Origin of the sequence: Nitrosococcus watsonii C-113, assembly GCF_000143085.1 — a bacterium.
Taxonomy (GTDB): domain Bacteria; phylum Pseudomonadota; class Gammaproteobacteria; order Nitrosococcales; family Nitrosococcaceae; genus Nitrosococcus; species Nitrosococcus watsonii.
On sequence record NC_014315.1, the window covers coordinates 479,272 to 500,117 of the forward strand.

Sequence of the window (20,846 nt, forward strand, 5' to 3'; positions counted from 1 at the left end):
GTGTTTATGGCCTTTCTTCGTCTTCTTCCTCGCTATTTTTATCTGTCCTTGGGGATATTGGTGTGCTGCATTGTGCTCGCTTTTGGGGCTTTGTGGGCTCTATGGACAGTGGTGGAGGATGAGCCGGCTACTATTTCCCGTTGGCTTAGCACGGCTCTTGGTCGGGAAGTGCACGTTAGCGAGATAGGGTTAAGCTGGCGAGGGGGAGAACCTAGATTACACTTGACGGGGGTACGAATTATAGACCCCCAAACCGAGCGGCCGTTGCTGAATGTTAGGGAAATTTACCTCGACGCAGCGCCTTCTCGTACTTCTGTGGAAGAAGAGTGGATACTGCGGCATCTAACGATTATTGGTGGAGAGCTAACGGTTGAGCGGAAACCAGCAGGCTGTATTCGCGTTTATGGTTTGCAAGACCTTGAATCCCCTTGTCCCCATCCGCCCCGTTTGCCAGCGTGGGTGCTTAATCTCACCCAGTTGACGCTAGTAGATATGGCAATCCGTTGGCTTGATCCTGTTTTGGAAAGGAAGCCCCTGGAGTTACAGGTGAGGGAATTACAGCTAAGAAATGAGGAAGATCGTCATTGGGTTGAGGGGAGGGCAACCTTAGCAGAAAAATTTGGCAGCGAGATTGTTGTCAAAGCGAAATTTACCGGTGGGGGAATTCGAGATCCAAAGAGTCAGGGAATTCTCTATTTAAAAGGGGAAGGCTTGCAATTAGCTTCTTGGCAAGCTTTTGACTTTCTTGCAGGACTGTATTTCACTCATGGCAAGGGCGATTTAGAATTAGGTCTGCGTTGGGAAAAAGCCGTTTTGCATCAGGTTCTAGCCAAGTTTGATTGGGAGAACCTGAAAATTACCGGTAATACCCAAACGACGGAGGTCCCTAGCTTAATCTCTTTCCAACGATTAGCCGGCACTGCCTATTATCATCCATTGGCGCAGGGATGGTCTCTGAAGATACCGCGGTTGGTGGTGATCCGAGATGGGAGGGCATGGCCAGCCACCACGGCGCTACAAGTGAAAATGGAAAGAGAACCGGTCCCTGAACTACAAGGTCAGTTGACATTTCTTCAGTTACAGGATGTTGTCCCTCTCTTACAACTTAGCGATCAGTTAGATCCTCAATTACGTCTCTTTCTCGCAAAAATGCAACCGACAGGGGAGTTGCGAAATATCAGGGCAGTTTTACCGCTTGAGGAGGAAGAAGCAAAGAATTGGAAATTTTCTGCTACCGGGGCGCGATTTGGAACCCAACCTTGGCGGCACCGGCCAGGTTGTCAAGGTTTATCCTTCGAATTACAGTTAATGAATAGGGGCGGACAGCTGTGGCTCAACAGCCATAATGCCCAGATTTTAAGCAGCTATTTAGAGAAGCCGGTCGCTGTGGATGTACTTGGAGGGAAGCTTTCCTGGGCGCGGAAAGGGAAGGATTGGCAGGTTCGCGCTGACGGTATTAAATTACAGAACCAGGATCTAGCTTTGACGGGCGGGTTGCGGCTCAAAGCTTTGTCTAAGGCAGATACCCCCCAGCTAGATTTATCTTTAATGCTTACAAAAATAGATCTTGCCACCTTACCTCAGTATCTTCCTTTGCGTGTTATGAAACCCGGCCTAGTACGGTGGTTGAAGCAAGCCTTTCCCCAGGGAGGGGCAGCAGAAGGCAGTCTCGTTTTTCAGGGGCCTTGGAGTCATTTTCCCTCCTCCCGGGATGGAAGCCAGTTTACCGTGGAGCTGGATATTCGTGGAGCTGTGCTGAATTACGCTCGAGGATGGCCAGTACTGGAGCGGGTTGCTGGCCATCTTCATAGTGATGGCGGGCAGATGGCTGTCCAGGTGACCGAAGGCCAGATGTTTAATGCCCAAGTAACGGAAGCGACGATTCAAATGAGCGATCTTGGCGCTGCGGTAGTTCCACTAACCATGACCGGCCGCGCTCAAGGAGGGGCAGAAGATGCCTGGCGTTTTGTTCAGCAAAGTCCCCTGCGGAAAAAATATGGAGAGTTTTTGGAAGGAATAAAAGTTAGCGGTGATACGGACCTGAAGCTGAAGCTGACGATGCCTCTGAGACATAAGAGAAAGCAGCCGAAGGTGGAGGGAGAATTAATTTTTACCCATGCCTATTTACGCCAACAGAACGATCCCTTCTTAGAATTTACCGCTATTAAAGGTAGCTTACACTTTACCCCGGCGGGGCTTAAATCGGAAAATTTAGTGGCCCGGCTGTTAGAGCAGCCTGTAAAAGCCGAACTTCGCAGTTTACCCCATTCACAGGGAGGAGTGGAGGTTCAGCTAAGTCTCAAGGGCCACTTGGAGGCGCGGCAGCTTGCGGAAAAATGGTTCCCTTCCCTGTCAACCTGGACCCAGGGTGCCGCCGATTTTATCGCCGATGTTACCTTTAAAAAAGCTAGGCCAGATGAAGATAAGGTCACGATAGCTCGCGTTAACTCCGATCTGAAGGGAATTAAAGTGGCTTTACCGCCGCCGCTAGCAAAGCCAGCCGACCAGAGGCGGAAGCTGTTGTGGGAATTTCGTGGTGCCGATAGAGATAAAAGACAAGTGACCCTTGTCTATGGAGATCGGTTACAGGGGATATTTGAGATGACGGGAGGGGAGAAGTCATCTCGTTTGCTAAGAGGGGAAGTACGCGTTGGAAATAATGGTCATCCACCCGTACTGTCTAGACCAGGAGTTCGGCTTGTGGGCACCCTGCCTAAACTCTCGATAGGTGCCTGGTGGGAAACGCTTAAAAGGACTCGCCAGGGTGCTTCTAGCCAACTAATGCAACTCAATCATATTGCCTTGCAAATTGAGCAAATGGAATTATTTGGGGGGTATTTTGAGGATGTTATGATAGAGGCAAACCGGACGCTTTCCCGCTGGCAAGCCCAAGTGACGGGGCCTTCTTTGAAAGGGTCGATAAAGATACCTGGAGAGGGGTCGAAGGAACCCCTGGCGATTGACCTAGAACATTTGTATTTGCACTCGATAGCCTCTGGTAGCAGCTTTTCATCGGTTAATCCTCAAACATGGCCCGCATTAGATTTAATATGCCGTCAGTGCCGCTACCATTATTATGATTTGGGCGTTGTTAAGGCATACGCTAGTCCCTATGCTGAGGGTTTCCGCCTAGAAGAGTTGGAAATTGTATCGCCGACTCTGCAGCTTAAAGCCAGCGGAGATTGGACGATACATGGGGAAACCCAATGGTCTTATTTGGATATCAAGGCTTATAGCCCGAAGCTAAGTCAATTACTGGCCGATGCGGGTTACCAGGCTAATATAGTTGGTGGAGAGACAGAGATAGAGATCATCGCTGGCTGGCCTGGGCCGCCCACTTTATTTTCCTTAGAACGGCTAGAGGGTAGTATGCGGCTAACCATGGATAAAGGCCGTCTATTAGATGTGGAACCTGGGGCAGGGCGGCTGTTTGGACTACTCAGCATTACAACGCTTCCGCGGCGGCTGGCACTAGATTTCAGTGATATTTTTGGTAAGGGCTTTACATTTGATCGCATTAAAGGCACTTTCTCCATCCGCGAAGGGAATGCTTATTCCAAGAATTTGATTATAAAGGGCCCTACCGCTCGAATCCAAGCTAGCGGAAGGATTGGTTTTGCAACGCAAGATTATGACCAGATCATAGCGGTAACCCCTCAGGTATCTTCAAGCTTGCCTTTAGCCGGAGCGATGGCGGGTGGGCCGGTGGGTTTGGGTGTCGGTACTGCTATTATGTTAGCGAATGAATTAGCGGGTAAAATATTCAATACCGGGATGGGGCGGCTGCTAACTTATTATTACTCGGTTTCTGGACCCTGGAAAAAACCAGTCGTAACCCGTACAAAGCACATTTTCTCCTTTAAAGAACGCGAGTAATAATGCATCAAATAAGGCTGTGAAAGCATTTAAAATCAATTGGGATGGGAACCCCAGGAAGCGGTGCTTATCCCATGTTGATATATATTTTATCTGTATCCGATAAACATAGAAAATAGGAGAGCATCTGTGAGCGTTGTCGCGGCGATTCAAATGGCATCAGGACCGAATGTTGGAGCCAACTTGCTAGAGGCGGAACGGCTTATCGCCCAAGCGGCTGCTAAAGGAGCAGAGCTAGTCATACTGCCTGAAAATTTTGCCCTTATGGGAGAGAAGGATGGTGCTTTACTGAGTATTGTTGAAGAGGAGGGGGATGGACCTCTGCAGGGATTCCTGGCGCAACAAGCTATTAGGCATAAAGTTTGGTTAGTAGGCGGTACCGTTCCTTTGCAAGCCTCTGAATCGGGTAAGGTCCGGGCTGCATGTCTGCTCTTTGATGCTGGTGGCCGAGTGGTGGCACGCTACGATAAGCTCCACCTGTTTGATGTGTCTCTTCCCGGCGGAGAAGAGAGATATTGTGAGTCTCTGACCATCGAATCCGGACAGGATGTGGTTGTCGCTGATACTCCTTTTGGAAAGCTGGGGCTTGCCGTCTGCTATGATTTACGTTTCCCAGAGTTATTTCGCTGTCTGGTGGAACGGGGGATGGAAATTCTGGTTTTGCCATCGGCTTTTACCGCACTTACGGGTAAGGCGCACTGGGAACCCCTCGTGCGGGCCCGAGCTATTGAAAATCTATGCTACGTGGTAGCCGCAGGCCAGGGAGGTTTTCATGCCAGTGGGCGCACCACTCATGGTGACAGTATGATTATTGATCCATGGGGGGTTATCTTAGCGCGCTTGCCCCGTGGCTCTGGCGTAATCACTGCTGAGCTAGATCCCGAACGCTTACGCAGTACACGTCGTAATTTTCCAACCATTGAACATAGGCGCCTTAGCTGCAAGCTATCATGAGCAATAGGGCAGAGATCATCGGACTTGGCAAGATGGCTCCTAGTGAAGTTTTAGGGGCGATTGAGAAGCATTTTCAAACTGAGCAGCCAGGTGCTGGAACAAGATCTCTCCTCGAGTTAGGCGCGTAGAAACTGGATACCGACTCTTACTTTAGCTACTTTGATACAAAAATCAGTGATAGAGAGGTTATGGGAAGACAATATAAAGCGATAGCCCTAGTTTCCGGAGGGCTGGATTCCATGCTTGCCGTCAAGGTAATACAGGAGCAAGGCATTCATGTAGAGGGAATCAATTTTTTTACGGGCTTCTGCGTCGAGGGACATACCCATGCCATCCGCAATAAGGATAAAAATAAAGCTAAGCGCAATAATGCCCTATGGGTGGCTGAGCAGCTAGGAATCAAACTGCACATGATAGAAGTGATTGAGGAATACAAGAACGTAGTGCTCAATCCAAAATATGGTTATGGGGCTAATCTCAATCCATGTCTCGATTGTAAAAGCTTTATGGTGGGTAAGGCGCTAGCATGGATGAAAGAAAATAATTTTGATTTCATTATTACCGGCGAGGTTGTAGGACAGCGTCCTAAATCCCAACGAGCCAAGACAATGCCGGTGGTAGCCCGCGAGTCAGGCGCTCATGATCTATTATTACGGCCTCTTTGCGCCAAGAATCTTCCTCTTACTCTGCCAGAGCGTGAAGGTTGGGTGGAGCGGGATGGGCTTTATGATTTTAGTGGCCGTTCCCGTAAGCCACAAATGGCTTTAGCGGCCCACTTTGGAATCGAAGGTTATGCTCAGCCGGCAGGTGGCTGCTGTTTTCTTACCGATGCTAACTACTCGGCTAAGCTGGCTGATTTATGGCAGGCCCGTAGTACTCGGGATTATGAACTGGACGATATCATGCTGCTCAAGGTGGGGCGTCATCTGCGGCCACGCCCCCATTTTAAGCTTATTGTCGCGCGGGATTTGGGAGAAAATAATTACCTGGAAGGCTATGCCAAGGCATTTACTCACTTACGGACGGTAAGCCATAAAGGTCCATTAACGCTGGTGGATGGTGCTTTGGAGAAGGACGATATGGTGTTGGCAAGCCAACTAGTGGCCCGCTTTAGTCAAGGCAGGGAGGCACCACAGGTGCAGGTGAAAGTTGCCCGCCCCGGTGGGGAAGCCCATATTCTAGCGGTTGCTCCGCTCTCTAATGAAGACATCCCCAAGGAGTGGTATGTATGATTAGGGATTACTGCCCTTAGATGCTCTAACTTGAGGAGAGTTGGATGAATGTGCGGAGATTGGATGTTCGCCATTTGCTTTGCCCGCTACCTGTGATCCGGACTCAGCAAACAGTCAAGGAACTAATCTCGGGAGATGTTTTAGAAGTCATCAGCACCGATCCGGGGGCGCTGAACGATATCCCCGCTTGGTGCCGGGTCAATGGCCATCGCGTGCTTGAAGTTACCGAACGGGGCAGGGAGGTGGTGGTGCGTTTGGAAGTCAGTAAAACATCTCAGTAAATTATCAAAGTGCCGCCATGCACGCTAGAATAATTTTTTGTATTAAATGGGCCTAGAGCGGAGGAGACTTCGATGGCTGTTGAAGATGTATTAAGAATAATCGAAGAAGAAAAAATAAAGTTCGTCGATTTCCGTTTTACGGATACTCGGGGAAAAGAGCAGCATGTCTCCATGCCTGCCTATAGGGCGGATGAAGAGAGCTTCAGGGAAGGCAAGATGTTTGATGGCTCTTCCATTGCCGGTTGGAAGGCGATTCAAGAGTCAGATATGATTCTGATGCCAGACCCAGAGACGGCAGTGCTTGATCCTTTCATGGAGGAAAAGACCTTGGTGTTGCGCTGCGACATCGTAGAGCCGACTACCCTGCAGGGTTATGAACGGGATCCCCGCTCTATTGCCAAGCGTGCCGAAACCTATCTAAAGTCCACAGGTATTGCGGATACTGCCTATTTCGGTCCAGAGCCTGAATTTTTTGTATTGGATGATGTTCGTTGGGGAACCAGTATTTCCGGCTCTTTCTATAAGATTGACGCCGAGGAATCTCACTGGAATTCTGAGCGGGTTTATGAGACTGGCAATATTGGGCACCGGCCTACTATTAAAGGGGGTTATTTTCCTGTGCCCCCGGTCGATTCCTTGCAAGATCTTCGTTCCGCCATGTGTTTAATTTTGGAGCAAATGGGGGTGCCTGTGGAGGTTCACCACCATGAAGTGGCAACGGCAGGGCAGTGCGAGATCGGCACTCAGTTTGATACCTTGGTGCGCCGGGCCGATGGACTACAGATTCTTAAGTATGTGGTGCTTAATGTGGCCCACTCTTTTGGTAAAACCGCCACCTTTATGCCTAAACCCTTAGTAGGAGATAATGGTAGCGGCATGCATGTCCACCAGTCCCTAGCAAAAGAGGGAGCAAATATTTTTGCTGGCGATAAATATGGGGGTTTGTCCGAGACTGCTCTGTATTATATCGGGGGTACTATTAAACATGCTCGGGCCCTTAATGCTTTCACGAATGCTTCGACCAATTCCTATAAGCGTTTAGTTCCAGGCTTTGAGGCGCCAGTCTTATTGGCCTATTCTGCCCGCAACCGTTCCGCATCTATTCGGGTGCCCTATGTAACCAGCCCCAAGGCGCGGCGTATTGAAGTTCGATTTCCGGATTCCACCGCTAATCCTTATTTTGCCTTTACCGCTATGCTAATGGCCGGGCTTGATGGTATTCAAAACCGAATTCATCCTGGCGATGCCATGGATAAGAACCTTTATGACTTACCACCCGAGGAGATAAAAGATATTCCCACGGTTTGTTTTTCCCTCGAACAGGCCCTAGAAGAGCTGGATCGGGATCGGGAATTCCTTAAGGCGGGAGGGGTTTTTACCGATGACGCTATTGATGCTTATATTGCGTTAAAGATGGAAGATGTCACTCGCCTGCGGATGACTACCCACCCCATCGAGTTTGATATGTATTATAGTCTTTGAAAGAGTGCCCAGGATATGGCAAGAAGCTGTTATTTGCTTTTTTGGCTTCCCGAATGAATAAGCCAGGTCTTGGTTGTTGCTGACCAAGACCTGGGATTACGTACGCCTAACAGAAAGCGTTATTGAGGGAGGACTGCTACCGGGCCGATGCTAAACATTTGGCAGTAGTCAGGCTGGGGGCCTATTTTAGAATCCTTCGTAGCCTCGTATATAGTGGTCAAATTTTCCTGCCGGATGCGTTTGGCGTTGGCGATGGCGTCTTCCTCATTCTTTCCCTGGACGACAACAAAGAATCCCTGCCCGAGCTTACCCATGTAGTGGGCTCTCAGTACCTTTCCCTTGTTCGCGTAGGTCTGAAGCCGTTTTGTAATCTCTGGGAATATTTTATTGAATACCTCTTCTGGATATTTGTCTGCCTCCGGGGGGCGCTCACAATGAAGCAAGACATCGCTTTCATCGAATTCTGTGTTAAGCGCGGCATTTACACTTGTGCTGGCAAACAATGCGAGAAAAGCGATTAAATATAAGTAATTTATTTTATTCATAAATTTTATTCCATACTTAATTAGGGGAAATCCTATGTGATAGATGCACATAATTGCAGCAAACTCCACATCGATTCATGCGCTTGGTTAGATTAAGCTCATCAAACCCGAATCGACTTAAAGGTTCATCTTAAAAGGTACTACATTTGCAGGTATTGAGGCAATCATTTCATGGCTTTTTACCAATCTCTTTAGGAGTTAAGTCCCTCGGCGAAGAATTTAAGGCATCTTCAGCTATACTGGCCGTTATTGTCTGGAAACATGATCGTGACCAAACGGAGCAAGATCGTGCTTGCCTGATCCCATACCGGTTTTATCGCATGCTCGATAACTCCAGAAGCATGGAGAGGGGCTGACCCGCCTGATTTTTTCTCAGAACCTATCCAGGAGATTGAAGCATCCGCCACCCGAGTACCTCAATTAGGCGCAGCTTAATCGGCAGTTTCCTCCTTACCGCCTTGGTGCGGTTTTGCTTCCATAGTCTTACACTCACTTCGGGGGGAATTCATGAAGGTTGTTACCGGGTTAAAGATAAACAGTTTTTTTAAATTAAAGCGGATGACTGCCGAGTATATTTGCAGGTAAAGCGTTATTTTACCTTTTCCTTCATTTTTAGTTTATTTCTAAAATATGCGTATACTGCTTCTTTTATGCGGTTTAATACCAGTTATTACCCTAGGTGGCATCTATAAGTATGTCACTCCGGATGGGAAGGTTGAGTATTCCGATCAGCCGCGGGAAGGCGCCGTGGAACTTACAACAATGCCCTTACAGACCTATTCGCCGCCACCGTTGCCTAAAAACATGGAAGCAGCCGATCAAACTAAAGCAAACGCAATGGTTTCCCATCGGCTGAGCATCCTTGCCCCTCAGGATGATGCAACCGTGCGAGAGAATACCGGTAAAGTTGAGGTGGCGCTCCAAGTAGAACCGCCCCTGGAAGTTGACTCAGATTATAGGCTGCAGCTTTTATTGGATGGCCAGTCAGTAGGCAAAACTAAAACCAACCTTAGATATACTTTGACTAATGTGGATCGAGGCAGCCATACGCTACAGGCAAAATTACTTGATCGAGCGGGAACACCCGTTGCCCATTCCGAAACCATCACTTTCCATATGCGGCGTATGTCGATCTTGTTTCACGGTAAAGGCCAGCCTGGTGGCGTGCAAAGGGCCCCTAGAGCGCCGCAGATGCCAAGAATGCCAGGGCCGCCTAATCCTGGTGGCGCCCCTACTCCTTAAAAAGTTAGGCGTTCATCTGACGGTTTGCGGTAGGAGCCAAAATAGAGTGCTCATTGTTCAGTTGCCCATAGGTCTGCATGGGTGAAAGGGAACCTCGGTAATCTGGATTGGACTTATAATTATCAGGCTTAGTTAACCAGCCGATAAGATTAATTAATACAAAAATAATGGCGATGATAATAAGAACTTTAGGTGCGTTCATCGGGTTTTACCTCCAAAATAACGTGGGATCCATCAAGTGAGCAGTTTTAATCCATCTTTCAACTATCCATGGTTTGCGTAGTATATATGCGAGGAGCTAGATTCGACGAGTCGAGTCGAGTCAAGCAGGGTAGCACACTTTGGTTAATGCTGACAGCGGGGACAGTAATAGCTTGCCCGTTGGCCAATGCGTTCAAGGCGAATAGGAGTTCCGCAAACCGGGCAAGGATGGGCGTTACGATTGTAAATTTGGAGCTGATGAACGAAATAGCCGGGTTTACCATCGCTAGTTAAAAAGTTCCGCAATGTAGTTCCTCCCGCCTGAATTGCATTATCTAGCACTGTCTTAATAGTGTCTGCTAGCCGTTGGTAGCGGGCTAAACCGATGCGGCCAGCGGATCGCCGGGGATGAATCCCTGCCAGAAACAGTGCTTCATTAGCATAAATATTTCCAATCCCAACTACTATCCGGTGGTTCATGATAAAGACTTTAACCGGGGCTCGCCTATGGCGGGAGTGTTTAAAAAGATAATGTCCATCAAATAGAGATTCTAAGGGTTCTGGCCCAAGTATCTCCAGCAGAGGGTGATGCACGGGGTTCGCTTGAGTCCAGGATACTGATCCAAATCGGCGGGGATCGTTGAAACGCAAACAACGGCCGCTATTCAATAGGATATCAAGATGATCATGTTTTGCAGGCGGTGTATTATTTGTGACCAGGCGTAGACTTCCAGACATACCGAGGTGAAAAATAATCGTACCCTGGGTACAATTCAAAAGGAGGTATTTGCCACGGCGTCCTACAGCGAGAAAGGACTGGCCAATAAGATTCTGGGTTAAGAAGAGCGGAATTGGCCAGCGTAGACGGGACTCTCGGACAATAACTGTATGTATTTGGCGGCCTACGAGGTGTGGTTCGATGCCGCGACGAACGGTTTCAACCTCTGGTAATTCGGGCACTGGATTGGTCCGCTATGGGTGATTTGCCAAGTTTCTCTTTAAGCTTGTAGGTTAGTTCCGTGGTAACTGAAATAGGGTATTCCAGGCCGAGACGGATAAATGGTATTCGACTCCAAAATCTGAGCGGGCCAATATTAAACGGGGTAGGGTTGCGAGGAGCTCAAGCTGAATGGGGGGAACTCCTTCCCTTTGTACTTCAATAGTAACCAGTGTTGCCCTGTTTCCTTTCAGTTCGACCTGCTGGGCGGTATGTTGCTGCCAAGCCTTGACTAGCTTTGCAATCGCCTCGCTGGTCGGCTTGCCATTGGTGCCTTCAGCGCTCCAGGTCTCTTGAGTTCGGCGTAGTACAATGGTGCGTTTAGGGCTGACCTTTGGATTACCTGCCTCGATCGTGACCTGGGGGAGCCGTAGTTCGGTGATGGCGTAGTCACCAGGAAACAAGGCTGGATCGACAAAATCGGCGGTGCCCGAAGCAACGGCCTGAAAAGCGTTGTCGCTAATGAGATGAACCCTATCTTTCACCAAAACATAACGGCGTTGGTGTAGCGGTTCCGTGGTGCCAAAGGCGAGTGCTAGGCCATCTAGAGTTAGGCGGGCTTCAGGAGGTTCTAGATTTAAGTTGCTAAGGTTTATATTTTGGACCGGGTAATGGCTATAGCTTGGGGTTTTCGCAATACTTAGCAGCGTTTCGACCATAGGTGTGTTAGCCGGTGCTTGGATAGGAGCCGTAACGAACCAATTTCCTTGCTTTCGCTCCAGCTGGATCGCTTGGCGGGATTTATGGGCCAAACGGATTGTCTGGATGCGCTCAGCATTGATGGACGTGAGCGGACTTAGAACGGGTTCGGGCTTGATTCCCGGTTCATAAAAAACGGCCCAAGCCAGGAGTCCAGCAATAGCCAGGAGGGCAAAATTAAGCAAGGTACGTGTGTTCATGGAAGTTTTACTTCAACGTTGCCGCCGCCGCCACCAGATGAGTAACCCAAGGCTTAGTAATGCCGCGGGTAATACTAATAAAAATCCTAGGCCGATTGCCCAAGAAGCTGTGGAAGAAAGCTGGAGAAAGGTATCGGGGCGTGTCCGTGCTGGAGTGACGATAAAGCGATCCTCATGGGTAAGCCAGTTAATAAGATTAAGGCCCAAATCCAAATTAGCCCCCCCACCAAGATAAGCGTTGGAGAGAAAATCCCCATCGCCAATAACGGCTACGCGCTGGGTACGGGTCTCAGGCGCGCTTTTTTCTTCACTGGTCATCGCCTTCTTGGAGGGAGGTGGCCCTCGATTTAGAGCGAATCCAATGGTAAAAGGACCGGCGGTATCTTTTCCTTGATCAAACTCGATTTTTTCCTCCAACCCGGAACTTTCTACCCAGGTCCGGGCTAAGGTAGCAAGTACTGCTTGGGCCTTCCAGCCGTTCTTTTTTTTATTCTCCAACGCAGCCGCCCGGGGAAATAAAGTAACCGATGTGAGGTGCTCGGTAATGGCATGATTATCGTATTCCGAGACCAGAGCAAAGGTAATGTTGCCACGGCCAAGTAATAGCCGAGCGCTAGGGTCGATGATGGTCCCCGGTAGTAGCGTGATACCGAGATCCTTCGCCAGGGGTTCTAATCCATGCAAAGGCCCGGGTTCGGCCAGCCAGAGCAGGTGACCACCATTTTTAACATAGGCCTGGATAAGTTCTACCTCGCCCGGCAAGAGATCAGTCTGGGGGCTGGCAACGACTAAGCACTGGATGTTATCTGGAATTTGAGATTGAGTTGCCAGATTTAATAACTGAATATGAAACCCTTTAGTTTCCAGGTATTGGGTAAAATTCTCGAGATCAAAACCAGTATGGCCATGGGGGTCCCGTTCGCCATGGCCCGTTAGGAAAACAATTTTTGTCTCGCCGCTGCGAGCAACCCGATTTAGGGCATTAGTCAAGCCTTCCTCAGACAAATTTCGCAGTTTTTCCTGCCGGCCATCTTTTTTAATCACCAGATCCGTTTCAAGGGTAACTCCCAACTCCCGGACTTGAGTGGGCGCCATTTCCGGGTTGATATACTTTAATTCCAGATCCGGTTTGTATTGCTGATAGCGTTCAATCAGTTGGGTAATTTGCTGCTTGTAATGGGGATCTTGAGCAAAACTGATGATGGTAACCGGACCTTCAAGCTGTTCCAGAAGCGATTGACTCGCCTGGGAGAGAGTATTGCGGCCGCTAGCAGTCCAGTCAGCCTGGTAGTTATACCGTAGGCTAAGGACAGCGATCAGACCTACAATAGTGAAGAATAAGAGGGTGAAAAAAAGATTTTGTAGTCTGATTTGCCGATGAGTTTTTCGAGTGACGCGCATATGCTGTCCCGGTTGGCTCCTTAATACCGATACAATTAAATTATGAATTAATGAGGTAGCCGGTCAGCATCGAGCCGGCGGATACTCAGCACTAGAAAAGTTATTATAATCAATAAGTAATAAATAATATCACTGCTATTGAATTGACCTTCTAGTAAGGTTTGGTAGTGCCGAAACAGGGAGAGATAGCTGAATACCTCATCACCCCCTTCTTTTAAAATACCGCTATTGCCGGCCCAATCGATAATCCAGAGTAACAGTAGTACGCCAAAGGAGCCAATAGCGGCTACCGTAGTCTGCTGGGTTAGGGAGGAAAGAAATAACCCAATGGCGATAAAACTTGCAATCAGTAGTACTAACCCGAGCAATCCCGTTGCCAAGAGCCCAAAATCCAGGGTACCCCCTAGGAGCAGGGAAAGGGGCATCAAAGCAAGCAAGAGAGTCATAATGATAAAGAAGGCTAGCGTACCTAAGTATTTACCGAGCACAATTTCGGTCATGGAGAGAGGAGCTGAGAATAGCAGGGCGAGAGTACGGCTGCGCCTTTCATCGGCCACCAGGCGCATGGTCATCAAAGGGACTATCAAAAGCATAATCACGGCGGCATTTTGAAATAGGGGGAGAGCTACGATTTCAGTGATCCCAGGCGCTTCGGGAAGACCCATAAGGCGGGGTTGGAATTGCAAGAAATAGGCAACTTGAGTGAAAAACATATAGCCAAAAAGAATTTGGGTGACTGCTAGAGTGGCCCAGGCTAAGGGTGAGAGGAACAAACGGCGTAGCTCGTGTAGCGCCAAGGTAAAAACCATCATAGCGCCGACTCCTGCGAGGCTTCCGTCTGAGTAATAGCGACGAAAATTTCTTCTAGCGTACGCCGCTCCGGGGTGAGTTCCCGCAGATACCACCCTTCATCAACGGCGCGGCGAACCAATTCTTCCACGGGATCTTGCTTATCAGGTTGAGAATGAAGCCGGAATCGCCCGTCTTTCTCCCTTTCTACACTTGTCACGCCCTTTATGGACATTAGCGCATCGGCTGTGGGGGGGGCGCCAAACCTTACCAAGGTGCTGGTAGCCTCCATCCGCTGACTTAGCCCCGCGATAGTATCGGTAAGCACTAATTTTCCTTGGTTAATAATCTGGACCCGATCACAGATAGCCTGGACTTCCGGCAGGATGTGGGTGGAAAGGATGACGCTATGTTCTTGGGCTAGATCACGAATAAGTTCGCGAATCTCCCGGATTTGGATGGGGTCTAAACCTACTGTCGGCTCATCCAGGATAATCACGGAGGGAGAGTGAATGATGGCTTGTGCAATTCCCACTCGCTGCTGATAGCCCTTGGAAAGATTGCCAATCAACCGTTTGCTCACTTCTTTTAAACCGCAGCGATTGATAGCCGAGGTAATGGCCCCTGCCTGTTGGTTTCTTGGTATACGGTTGAGGCGGGCGCAGAAAGCAAGATATTCGGTCACGGTAAGTTCCCGATAAAGGGGAGGGGTTTCGGGTAAGTAGCCGAGGCCTTGTTTAGCCCGCTTGGGTTTATCTAGCAAGTCGAAATCATTAATCCTCACTTGCCCGGAACTCGGCGCCAGGCTGCCTGCCAGGATTTGCATGGTAGTGGTTTTCCCGGCACCGTTAGGGCCAAGAAAACCCAATATCTCGCCCCTTCGAACATCGAAGCTAACGTTTTTAACAGCGCAGTGCCCGCTATAATATCGGTATAGTTGTTCCACGCGTATTAGAATATCTTGCGTCATGGGTCGTTTATTAAGTTCCTCGGCAAAGAAAGCTTTGAGGTATTACTGCCCTTCGCAGCCTAACTCGTTTTTTCCCTGAAAAATTTGATGCACGCTCTTTGGGGTTATTCTTCAATATAGGGCTTTTCTTGCTCCTTGGCTCTGGCCCTACACTATCCCCTTATTTATTCATAGGTGCTTATATTTATTTGTATTGCTTGCTATTGACAGCTAACCAGATAAACGCCATTTTGGCATATTATTCCTTTAACTTGAACCCACTTGGTGGATTGGCGCAAGCGTTCCAGAGGAGCGATAGCGGGCGTAATCGGTTAAGATTTGGTGGTGGTCAAAGACTAAGTTTTCAGGAAGTTTATCCAGCAAAAATAAGGCTACTTCAGCCGCATCGTCGGCGGCTTTAGGGACCCCGGAAGCGCTGGCTGCGTAGACCGCGCTGATGGTATGGCCACGAGGATCTCGTGCTGGATCAGAGTAACAACCTAACAGGGCTTCAAGACTAACCCTAAGCCCGGTTTCCTCTTGGGCTTCCCGTATTGCCGCTTGCTCCAGCATCTCGCCAACGTCCACAAAGCCACCCGGTAGGGCCCATCCGAGGGGAGGGTTACGGCGTTTAATGAGGATAATAGGTTGATTAGAGCGATCTTTTAGAGTGATGATGATGTCGACTGCCAGTAGAGGGGTGATAGGTTTAGGCATGGTATTGTCCTGGATAAGAGACTGTCAAGCATGAGATATATGGAGGCAATGTCTCTTTTATAGACCCTGATTACCGCATCGGCTAGTATGCGGTTTCCGCTGGGAGAATGACGTATCTATAAAAATAATCGGATATTTGTTTGAGATAATAAAAACAAAGCCGGTAAGCGGGGTTTTCCCCCGGGCAATATCCAAAAATTTATAATTTATAAAGATACTTAATTCTGGCATAACATAACATCGGAGAATTAAATTTCATGTTTTCAGGAGTTTTAGAAGTGAGTTTTTGGGGCTATGTTGTAGTCACGCTGGTGCTCACCCACCTGACTATTATCAGTGTGACCGTTTATCTTCACCGCCACCAGGCCCACCGGGCGCTGGAACTGCATCCGGCAGTGAGCCACTGTTTTCGTTTCTGGCTGTGGCTGACCACGGGGATTGTGACCAAGGAATGGGCGGCGGTGCACCGGAAACACCATGCCAAATGCGAGACAGCCGAAGACCCCCACAGTCCGCGGGAGGTGGGTATCCACAAGGTATTATGGCAAGGGGCCTCGCTCTACCGGGTGGCGGCCCGAGACCCGCAGGTGACGGAGAACTATGGCCATGGTACCCCGGATGATTGGCTTGAGCGCAACCTCTACACGAAACATAGCTACGCGGGGATTGTGCTGATGCTGTTCATCAACCTGGGTTTGTGGGGTGTAGCGGGTTTGGTGATATGGGCGGTTCAGATGCTCTGGATTCCTTTCTTTGCGGCGGGGGTGATTAACGGGCTGGGTCATCACTGGGGCTATCGGAACTATGAGGTGGCCGATGCCTCCACCAATCTTCTCCCCTGGGGGATATTGATTGGGGGGGAGGAGTTGCACAATAACCACCACGCCTATGGCAGCTCCGCCAAGCTCTCTTCCAAGTGGTATGAGTTGGATATCGGCTGGCTCTACATTCAGGTGTTGGCGGCGTTGAAGCTGGCCCGGGTGAAAAAGGTGGCCCCTAAGCTGCTTATCCAGCCCGGCAAGCAGTGGGTGGATGTGGATACGCTCAGGGCCGTGGTGGCCCATCGCTTCCACCTGCTGACCGCCTATGGGCGGGAGGTCATAGCCCCGGTGCTCAAGGAGGAGGCGGCTTATTTCTCGGGCAATGCGCTCTATCGGCGGGCTCGGCGCTGGCTGCTACGCCATGAGGCCCTGGTGGACGCCAAGGCTCGCCAAGAGCTTAGCGCTATGCTCAAGGACAATCAGCGCCTGGAGACGGTCTATCGCTTCCGCCAGCAGCTTCAGGCTCTCTGGTCCCAGGCCTGGTCTAGCCAGGAGGCACTCTTGGACGCCCTGCAGGAGTGGTGCCGTCAGGCCGAGGACTCCGGCATCAAAGCCTTGCAGGATTTCGCCCTCTCCCTGCGCGGCTATTCCCTTCAGCAGGTTTGAATGGATAAATAATTTTATGATGCCCTCTAAAAACCCGCCAGGAAAGACGGGTTTTTAGAGGAAATTCAAGCAGAATTAATAGTTACTTAATTTTAGCTTCTTTATAAAGAACATGCTTGCGTACTACTGGATCGTATTTTTTCTTTTCTAGCTTTTCCGGTGTGGTACGTTTGTTCTTTGTCGTCGTGTAATAATGGCCGGTACCTGCACTGGATACCAACTTGATTTTATCGCGCATACTTTCTCTCTCCTTATATTTTTTCGCCTCGGGCTCGCATATCCGCCAAGACTCGATCAATACCTAGTTTATCGATCATTCGGAGTCCTTTGCCACTTACTTTAAGTTTTACCCAACGATTTTCACCTTCAACCCAGAACCGATGGGTATGGAGGTTAGGCAGAAACCGGCGCCTAGTTTTGTTATGGGCGTGGGAAACATTATTACCGCTCGCGGGGCGTTTGCCCGTTACCTGACATACTTTGGACATTATTGATTACTCCTAGATAAGCGCCTGGAGAACCCAGGGGACGTTATGAATGTAAAAAAGCGGGTTATACCAAATCTTGGGTAAATTTTATAGAAGCCTTTATATCCAGGCAACTTTTTGTCCAGGTTTTGGGGTGTTTTCGGCAGGTAGCGCGGGATTTTTATCATCCCATAACCCTATTTCCACCGGAACCAAAATTTCCGTAGCTAATGGAAGATGATCAGAGACGGCATGGGCTAATGCGCAAACTTGAATGACCTCTAACGAGGGGCTTACTAGGATATGATCAATATGCCGTTTTGGGCGCCAGCTAGGATAGGTTGGGATTTTAGTGACTGGTGCCTTCAGTCCAGTTTTTCGCAATAAGGCACGCAATTCAGGGCTGTGAATCTGGCAATTTAAATCCCCCATGACCACGACGTACGGATGATTGTGGACTAAGTTACTGATGAAATCTAATTGCTGGGTTCGCGAGCGGCGGCCTAGAGCAAGGTGAATCATAAGGACGATTAGGGGATTTTTGGGATTACCAAAGTGGGCCAAGATAGCCCCTCGGCCGGGTACTAGACCTGGCAGCCGATAGGTACGAAGATAGCTTGGCTGTATTCGGCTAAGGAGGGCATTGCTTTGCTGAGCGATATTAGCAAAGCGGCGCGTGGCTTGCTGGTGCAAATAGGTAAAATCGCAAAGTTCCGCAAGTAGTTTTGCTTGGTTCACAAAGCCGGTGCGCAGGCTACCACTATCTGCTTCTTGCAACCCCACAATATCGAAATCCGATATTACTTGGGCAATGCTGGCTAGGGTTTGATGGCGGCGCCCATCGGGCAGAATATGCTTCCAGCTCCGGGTAAGGTAATGATGATAACGGGTAGTGGTAACGCCTGCTTGAATATTATAGCTTAACAGGCGCAGGCTGTGTTGTTCCTGAGCAGAAGAAGTTGACGGTGAACAAAGGGCTAAGTCAGGCATTCTAACCTTTCCTTAAAGTTAATCTTCTTGCTTATCTTACCTTATGGTAATTTTTATACCAGGCTACGAAGCGGGCGATCCCTTCTTCGATAGGTGTAGCGGGGTGGAACTCCATGTCCTGGATTAAATCATCCACATCCGCATAGGTGGCAGGGACATCTCCAGGTTGTAGAGGGAGTAAATTCTTTTTTGCTTCGCGGCCCAGACATTCTTCTAGTATTTTAATAAATTTACCGAGTTCTACCGGTTGGTGATTACCTATGTTGTAAATTCGGTAGGGTGCGGAACTTGTATTTGGCTCGGGGGTAGCCCCATTCCAGTTGGTGTTGGGAGTCGGGAGTCGATCCAGTGTGCGTGTCACTCCCTCTACGATATCGTCAATATAGGTAAAGTCCCGTTGATGACGCCCGTAATTATAGATCTCAATAGGTTTGCCTGCCAGGATATTACGGGTAAACTTAAAAAGAGCCATGTCTGGTCGCCCCCAAGGGCCATAGACGGTGAAAAAACGCAATCCAGTCGTTGGAAGTCGATATAGGTGGCTATAAGTATGGGCCATTAATTCATTAGCCTTTTTTGAAGCCGCATACAAACTCAAGGGATGATCCACATTATCTTGGACTGCGTAGGGCATTTTGGTGTTAGCGCCATAAACAGAGCTACTGGAGGCAAAAACGAGATGTTCTACTTGGTAATGGCGGCAGTTCTCTAAGATGTTCAGGAAGCCATATAGATTGCTATCCATATAGGCATAGGGATTTTCCAAAGAGTAACGAACGCCAGCTTGAGCCGCCAGATTAACTACCCGTTGGGGCTGGTATTTAGCAAATATAGCCTGCAAAGCTTCGCGATTCTCCAGCCCGATAGGCACTTCGGTAAAAGCGGAGTCATTTTGAAAGCGAGCCAGCCGGGCTCGTTTCAGATCAACATCGTAATAGTCATTGAGATTATCAACGCCAATGACTTCATCACCCCGCTTTAGTAGTTTTTCGGTCAATGCCGCGCCGATAAAACCGGCGCTTCCCGTCACCATAATTTTCATTTAGACGTTTCCTGGACTTTGCCTTAGGGCATTATTATGTAGGCCAAATTTAGAATAGCTTAAAGGCGGCCATCTACCGCCTCCTTAGGGAGAAGATGTTTGACGTCGTAGAGAATGCTTTTTGGTTTCCCTAAGGCGCGAATGCCTGTGGCGTTCAGCTCAGTAAATTGCTGGTGAGCTACCGCCACGATGATAGCATCGTAATAACCGTCTCTTAAATTAGTGACAAGAGCAATTCCATACTCTTGTCTAGCCTCCTTAGCGTCTACCCAAGGATCGTAAATATCAATTTGAGCATGGTAGTTTTTGAGCTCGGCGATAATATCCATCACCCGGGTATTGCGCAAATCGGGGCAGTTTTCCTTGAAAGCGAGCCCTAGAATTAATATTCTGCTATCTACTACATGGATGCGGCGCTGGGTCATGAGTTTAACTATTTGGCTAGCAACGTAGCTTCCCATGCCATCGTTAACGCGACGGCCGGCGAGGATCATTTCCGGTTGGAAACCGATGGCTTGCGCCTTATGGGTGAGGTAGTATGGGTCGATGCCAATACAGTGCCCGCCAACCAGTCCGGGGCGAAATGGCAAGAAATTCCACTTGGTCGCTGCTGCATCCAAGACCTCCTGGGTATCAATACCAAGTCGGTTAAAGAGCATTGCCAACTCATTGATGAGGGCAATATTGACATCCCGTTGGGTATTTTCGATTACTTTGGCCGCTTCAGCCACACGGATGCTATTTGCTTTATGGGTGCCTGCGGTAATAATACTGGCATAAATCTGATCAACCAATTCCGTGGCTTCAACAGTAGAGGCCGATATAACCTTGCAGATAGAAGCTACTCTATGCTCTTTATCTCCTGGATTGATTCGCTCGGGGCTATAACCTGCAAAGAATTCTTGATTATAGGTGAGTCCTGATTCGCGTTCCAGAATGGGAACACAAACCTCCTCGGTAGCTCCTGGATAAACGGTAGATTCGAAAATAGCGATATCCCCCCGTTTAAGTACTTTGCCTACCGTACGGCTCGCGCTTTCCAAGGGGCGGAGATCAGGGCGTTTATGTTCGTCAATAGGCGTAGGAACGGTGATAATGTAGACATTGCAAGCAATTAAATCTTGTGGTTGGTGGGTATAATGGAGTTGGGTGGCTTCTGCCAGTAATTCAGGTTCTACTTCTAGAGTACTATCATGTCCTTCTTTTAACTCCGCAATACGTTTTGGATTGATATCAAACCCCATAGTAGGAAACTTTTTGCCGAATTCCACCGCCAGGGGGAGCCCCACATAACCTAGCCCGAGAATTCCCACTCGTATTTCTGTTAATGTTAGCACCGCATGTTTCTCCCTTAT

At 48.9% G+C, this 20,846-nt stretch carries 20 protein-coding genes; 7 read left to right on the forward strand and 13 right to left on the reverse strand.

The features are described 5' to 3' along the window. The first annotated feature begins 6 nt into the window (after positions 1–6). The 5 genes from NWAT_RS02265 (at position 7) to glnA (ending at position 7,825) form a co-directional block, all read left to right on the forward strand. Positions 7–3,876, forward strand: a complete 3,870-nt coding sequence (locus tag NWAT_RS02265) for a YhdP family protein (protein ID WP_013219535.1) — start codon at positions 7–9, stop codon at positions 3,874–3,876. 129 nt (positions 3,877–4,005) lie between these two features. Next, complete coding sequence (locus NWAT_RS02270) at positions 4,006–4,830, forward strand: carbon-nitrogen hydrolase family protein (protein WP_013219536.1); 825 nt, start codon at positions 4,006–4,008, stop codon at positions 4,828–4,830. A 188-nt stretch (positions 4,831–5,018) separates the two neighbouring features. Beyond that, on the forward strand, positions 5,019–6,062 hold the full coding sequence (locus NWAT_RS02275; protein ID WP_013219538.1) for a tRNA (5-methylaminomethyl-2-thiouridylate)-methyltransferase: 1,044 nt from the start codon (positions 5,019–5,021) through the stop codon (positions 6,060–6,062). A 44-nt stretch (positions 6,063–6,106) separates the two neighbouring features. After that, positions 6,107–6,343 (forward strand): sulfurtransferase TusA family protein, encoded by a 237-nt coding sequence (locus tag NWAT_RS02280; protein WP_013219539.1) that lies wholly within the window; start codon positions 6,107–6,109, stop codon positions 6,341–6,343. 72 nt (positions 6,344–6,415) lie between these two features. Continuing rightward, a complete protein-coding gene (gene glnA / locus NWAT_RS02285; protein WP_013219540.1) occupies positions 6,416–7,825 on the forward strand; it encodes a glutamate--ammonia ligase in 1,410 nt (469 codons plus the stop codon). A gap of 119 nt (positions 7,826–7,944) precedes the next feature. Here glnA and NWAT_RS02290 read toward each other — a convergent pair whose 3' ends face one another. Continuing rightward, entirely contained in the window at positions 7,945–8,370 is a 426-nt protein-coding gene (locus tag NWAT_RS02290; RefSeq protein ID WP_232420185.1) for a hypothetical protein, read from the reverse strand. 630 nt (positions 8,371–9,000) lie between these two features. Here NWAT_RS02290 and NWAT_RS02295 point away from each other — a divergent pair. Next, the gene (locus tag NWAT_RS02295) at positions 9,001–9,612 is read left to right on the forward strand and encodes a DUF4124 domain-containing protein (protein ID WP_013219541.1); all 612 of its coding nucleotides are present in this window, start codon (positions 9,001–9,003) and stop codon (positions 9,610–9,612) included. Between the two features lie 4 nt (positions 9,613–9,616). Here the strand turns inward: NWAT_RS02295 and NWAT_RS02300 are convergent, their stop codons facing one another. The 7 genes from NWAT_RS02300 to NWAT_RS02330 form a co-directional block, all read right to left on the reverse strand. Next, positions 9,617–9,814 carry a hypothetical protein gene (locus NWAT_RS02300; protein WP_013219542.1) on the reverse strand — a complete coding sequence of 66 codons (198 nt, stop codon included), beginning with the start codon at positions 9,812–9,814 and terminating at the stop codon, positions 9,617–9,619. A gap of 143 nt (positions 9,815–9,957) precedes the next feature. Next, positions 9,958–10,773, reverse strand: coding sequence for a bifunctional DNA-formamidopyrimidine glycosylase/DNA-(apurinic or apyrimidinic site) lyase (mutM, locus tag NWAT_RS02305; RefSeq protein ID WP_013219543.1), 816 nt, complete (start codon positions 10,771–10,773; stop codon positions 9,958–9,960). Positions 10,774–10,824: 51 nt separating this feature from the next. Further along, a complete protein-coding gene (locus NWAT_RS02310; RefSeq protein ID WP_013219544.1) occupies positions 10,825–11,709 on the reverse strand; it encodes a DUF4340 domain-containing protein in 885 nt (294 codons plus the stop codon). A gap of 12 nt (positions 11,710–11,721) precedes the next feature. Continuing rightward, the gene (locus tag NWAT_RS02315; RefSeq protein WP_013219545.1) at positions 11,722–13,110 is read right to left on the reverse strand and encodes a GldG family protein; all 1,389 of its coding nucleotides are present in this window, start codon (positions 13,108–13,110) and stop codon (positions 11,722–11,724) included. A gap of 47 nt (positions 13,111–13,157) precedes the next feature. Then, positions 13,158–13,922, reverse strand: a complete 765-nt coding sequence (locus tag NWAT_RS02320) for an ABC transporter permease (RefSeq protein WP_013219546.1) — start codon at positions 13,920–13,922, stop codon at positions 13,158–13,160. Continuing rightward, positions 13,919–14,869 carry an ABC transporter ATP-binding protein gene (locus NWAT_RS02325; RefSeq protein WP_013219547.1) on the reverse strand — a complete coding sequence of 317 codons (951 nt, stop codon included), beginning with the start codon at positions 14,867–14,869 and terminating at the stop codon, positions 13,919–13,921. The genes NWAT_RS02320 and NWAT_RS02325 overlap by 4 nt, the downstream gene beginning before the upstream one ends. 246 nt (positions 14,870–15,115) lie before the next feature. Next, a complete protein-coding gene (locus NWAT_RS02330; RefSeq protein WP_013219548.1) occupies positions 15,116–15,565 on the reverse strand; it encodes an NUDIX domain-containing protein in 450 nt (149 codons plus the stop codon). Between the two features lie 257 nt (positions 15,566–15,822). Here NWAT_RS02330 and NWAT_RS02335 point away from each other — a divergent pair, with 257 nt between their 5' ends. Further along, positions 15,823–16,992, forward strand: a complete 1,170-nt coding sequence (locus tag NWAT_RS02335) for a DesA family fatty acid desaturase (protein WP_013219549.1) — start codon at positions 15,823–15,825, stop codon at positions 16,990–16,992. A gap of 82 nt (positions 16,993–17,074) precedes the next feature. Here NWAT_RS02335 and rpmG read toward each other — a convergent pair whose 3' ends face one another. The 5 genes from rpmG to tviB all read right to left on the reverse strand — a co-directional run bounded on the left by rpmG (position 17,075) and on the right by tviB (position 20,828). Further along, positions 17,075–17,230 (reverse strand): 50S ribosomal protein L33, encoded by a 156-nt coding sequence (gene rpmG, locus NWAT_RS02340; RefSeq protein ID WP_002812427.1) that lies wholly within the window; start codon positions 17,228–17,230, stop codon positions 17,075–17,077. Between the two features lie 13 nt (positions 17,231–17,243). Then, entirely contained in the window at positions 17,244–17,480 is a 237-nt protein-coding gene (gene rpmB / locus NWAT_RS02345; RefSeq protein ID WP_013219550.1) for a 50S ribosomal protein L28, read from the reverse strand. 99 nt (positions 17,481–17,579) lie between these two features. Next, a complete protein-coding gene (locus tag NWAT_RS02350; RefSeq protein WP_013219551.1) occupies positions 17,580–18,449 on the reverse strand; it encodes an endonuclease/exonuclease/phosphatase family protein in 870 nt (289 codons plus the stop codon). A gap of 31 nt (positions 18,450–18,480) precedes the next feature. Further along, complete coding sequence (locus tag NWAT_RS02355) at positions 18,481–19,491, reverse strand: NAD-dependent epimerase (protein WP_013219552.1); 1,011 nt, start codon at positions 19,489–19,491, stop codon at positions 18,481–18,483. 59 nt (positions 19,492–19,550) lie between these two features. Beyond that, positions 19,551–20,828 (reverse strand): Vi polysaccharide biosynthesis UDP-N-acetylglucosamine C-6 dehydrogenase TviB, encoded by a 1,278-nt coding sequence (tviB, locus tag NWAT_RS02360; RefSeq protein WP_013219553.1) that lies wholly within the window; start codon positions 20,826–20,828, stop codon positions 19,551–19,553. Between the last annotated feature and the right edge of the window lie 18 nt (positions 20,829–20,846).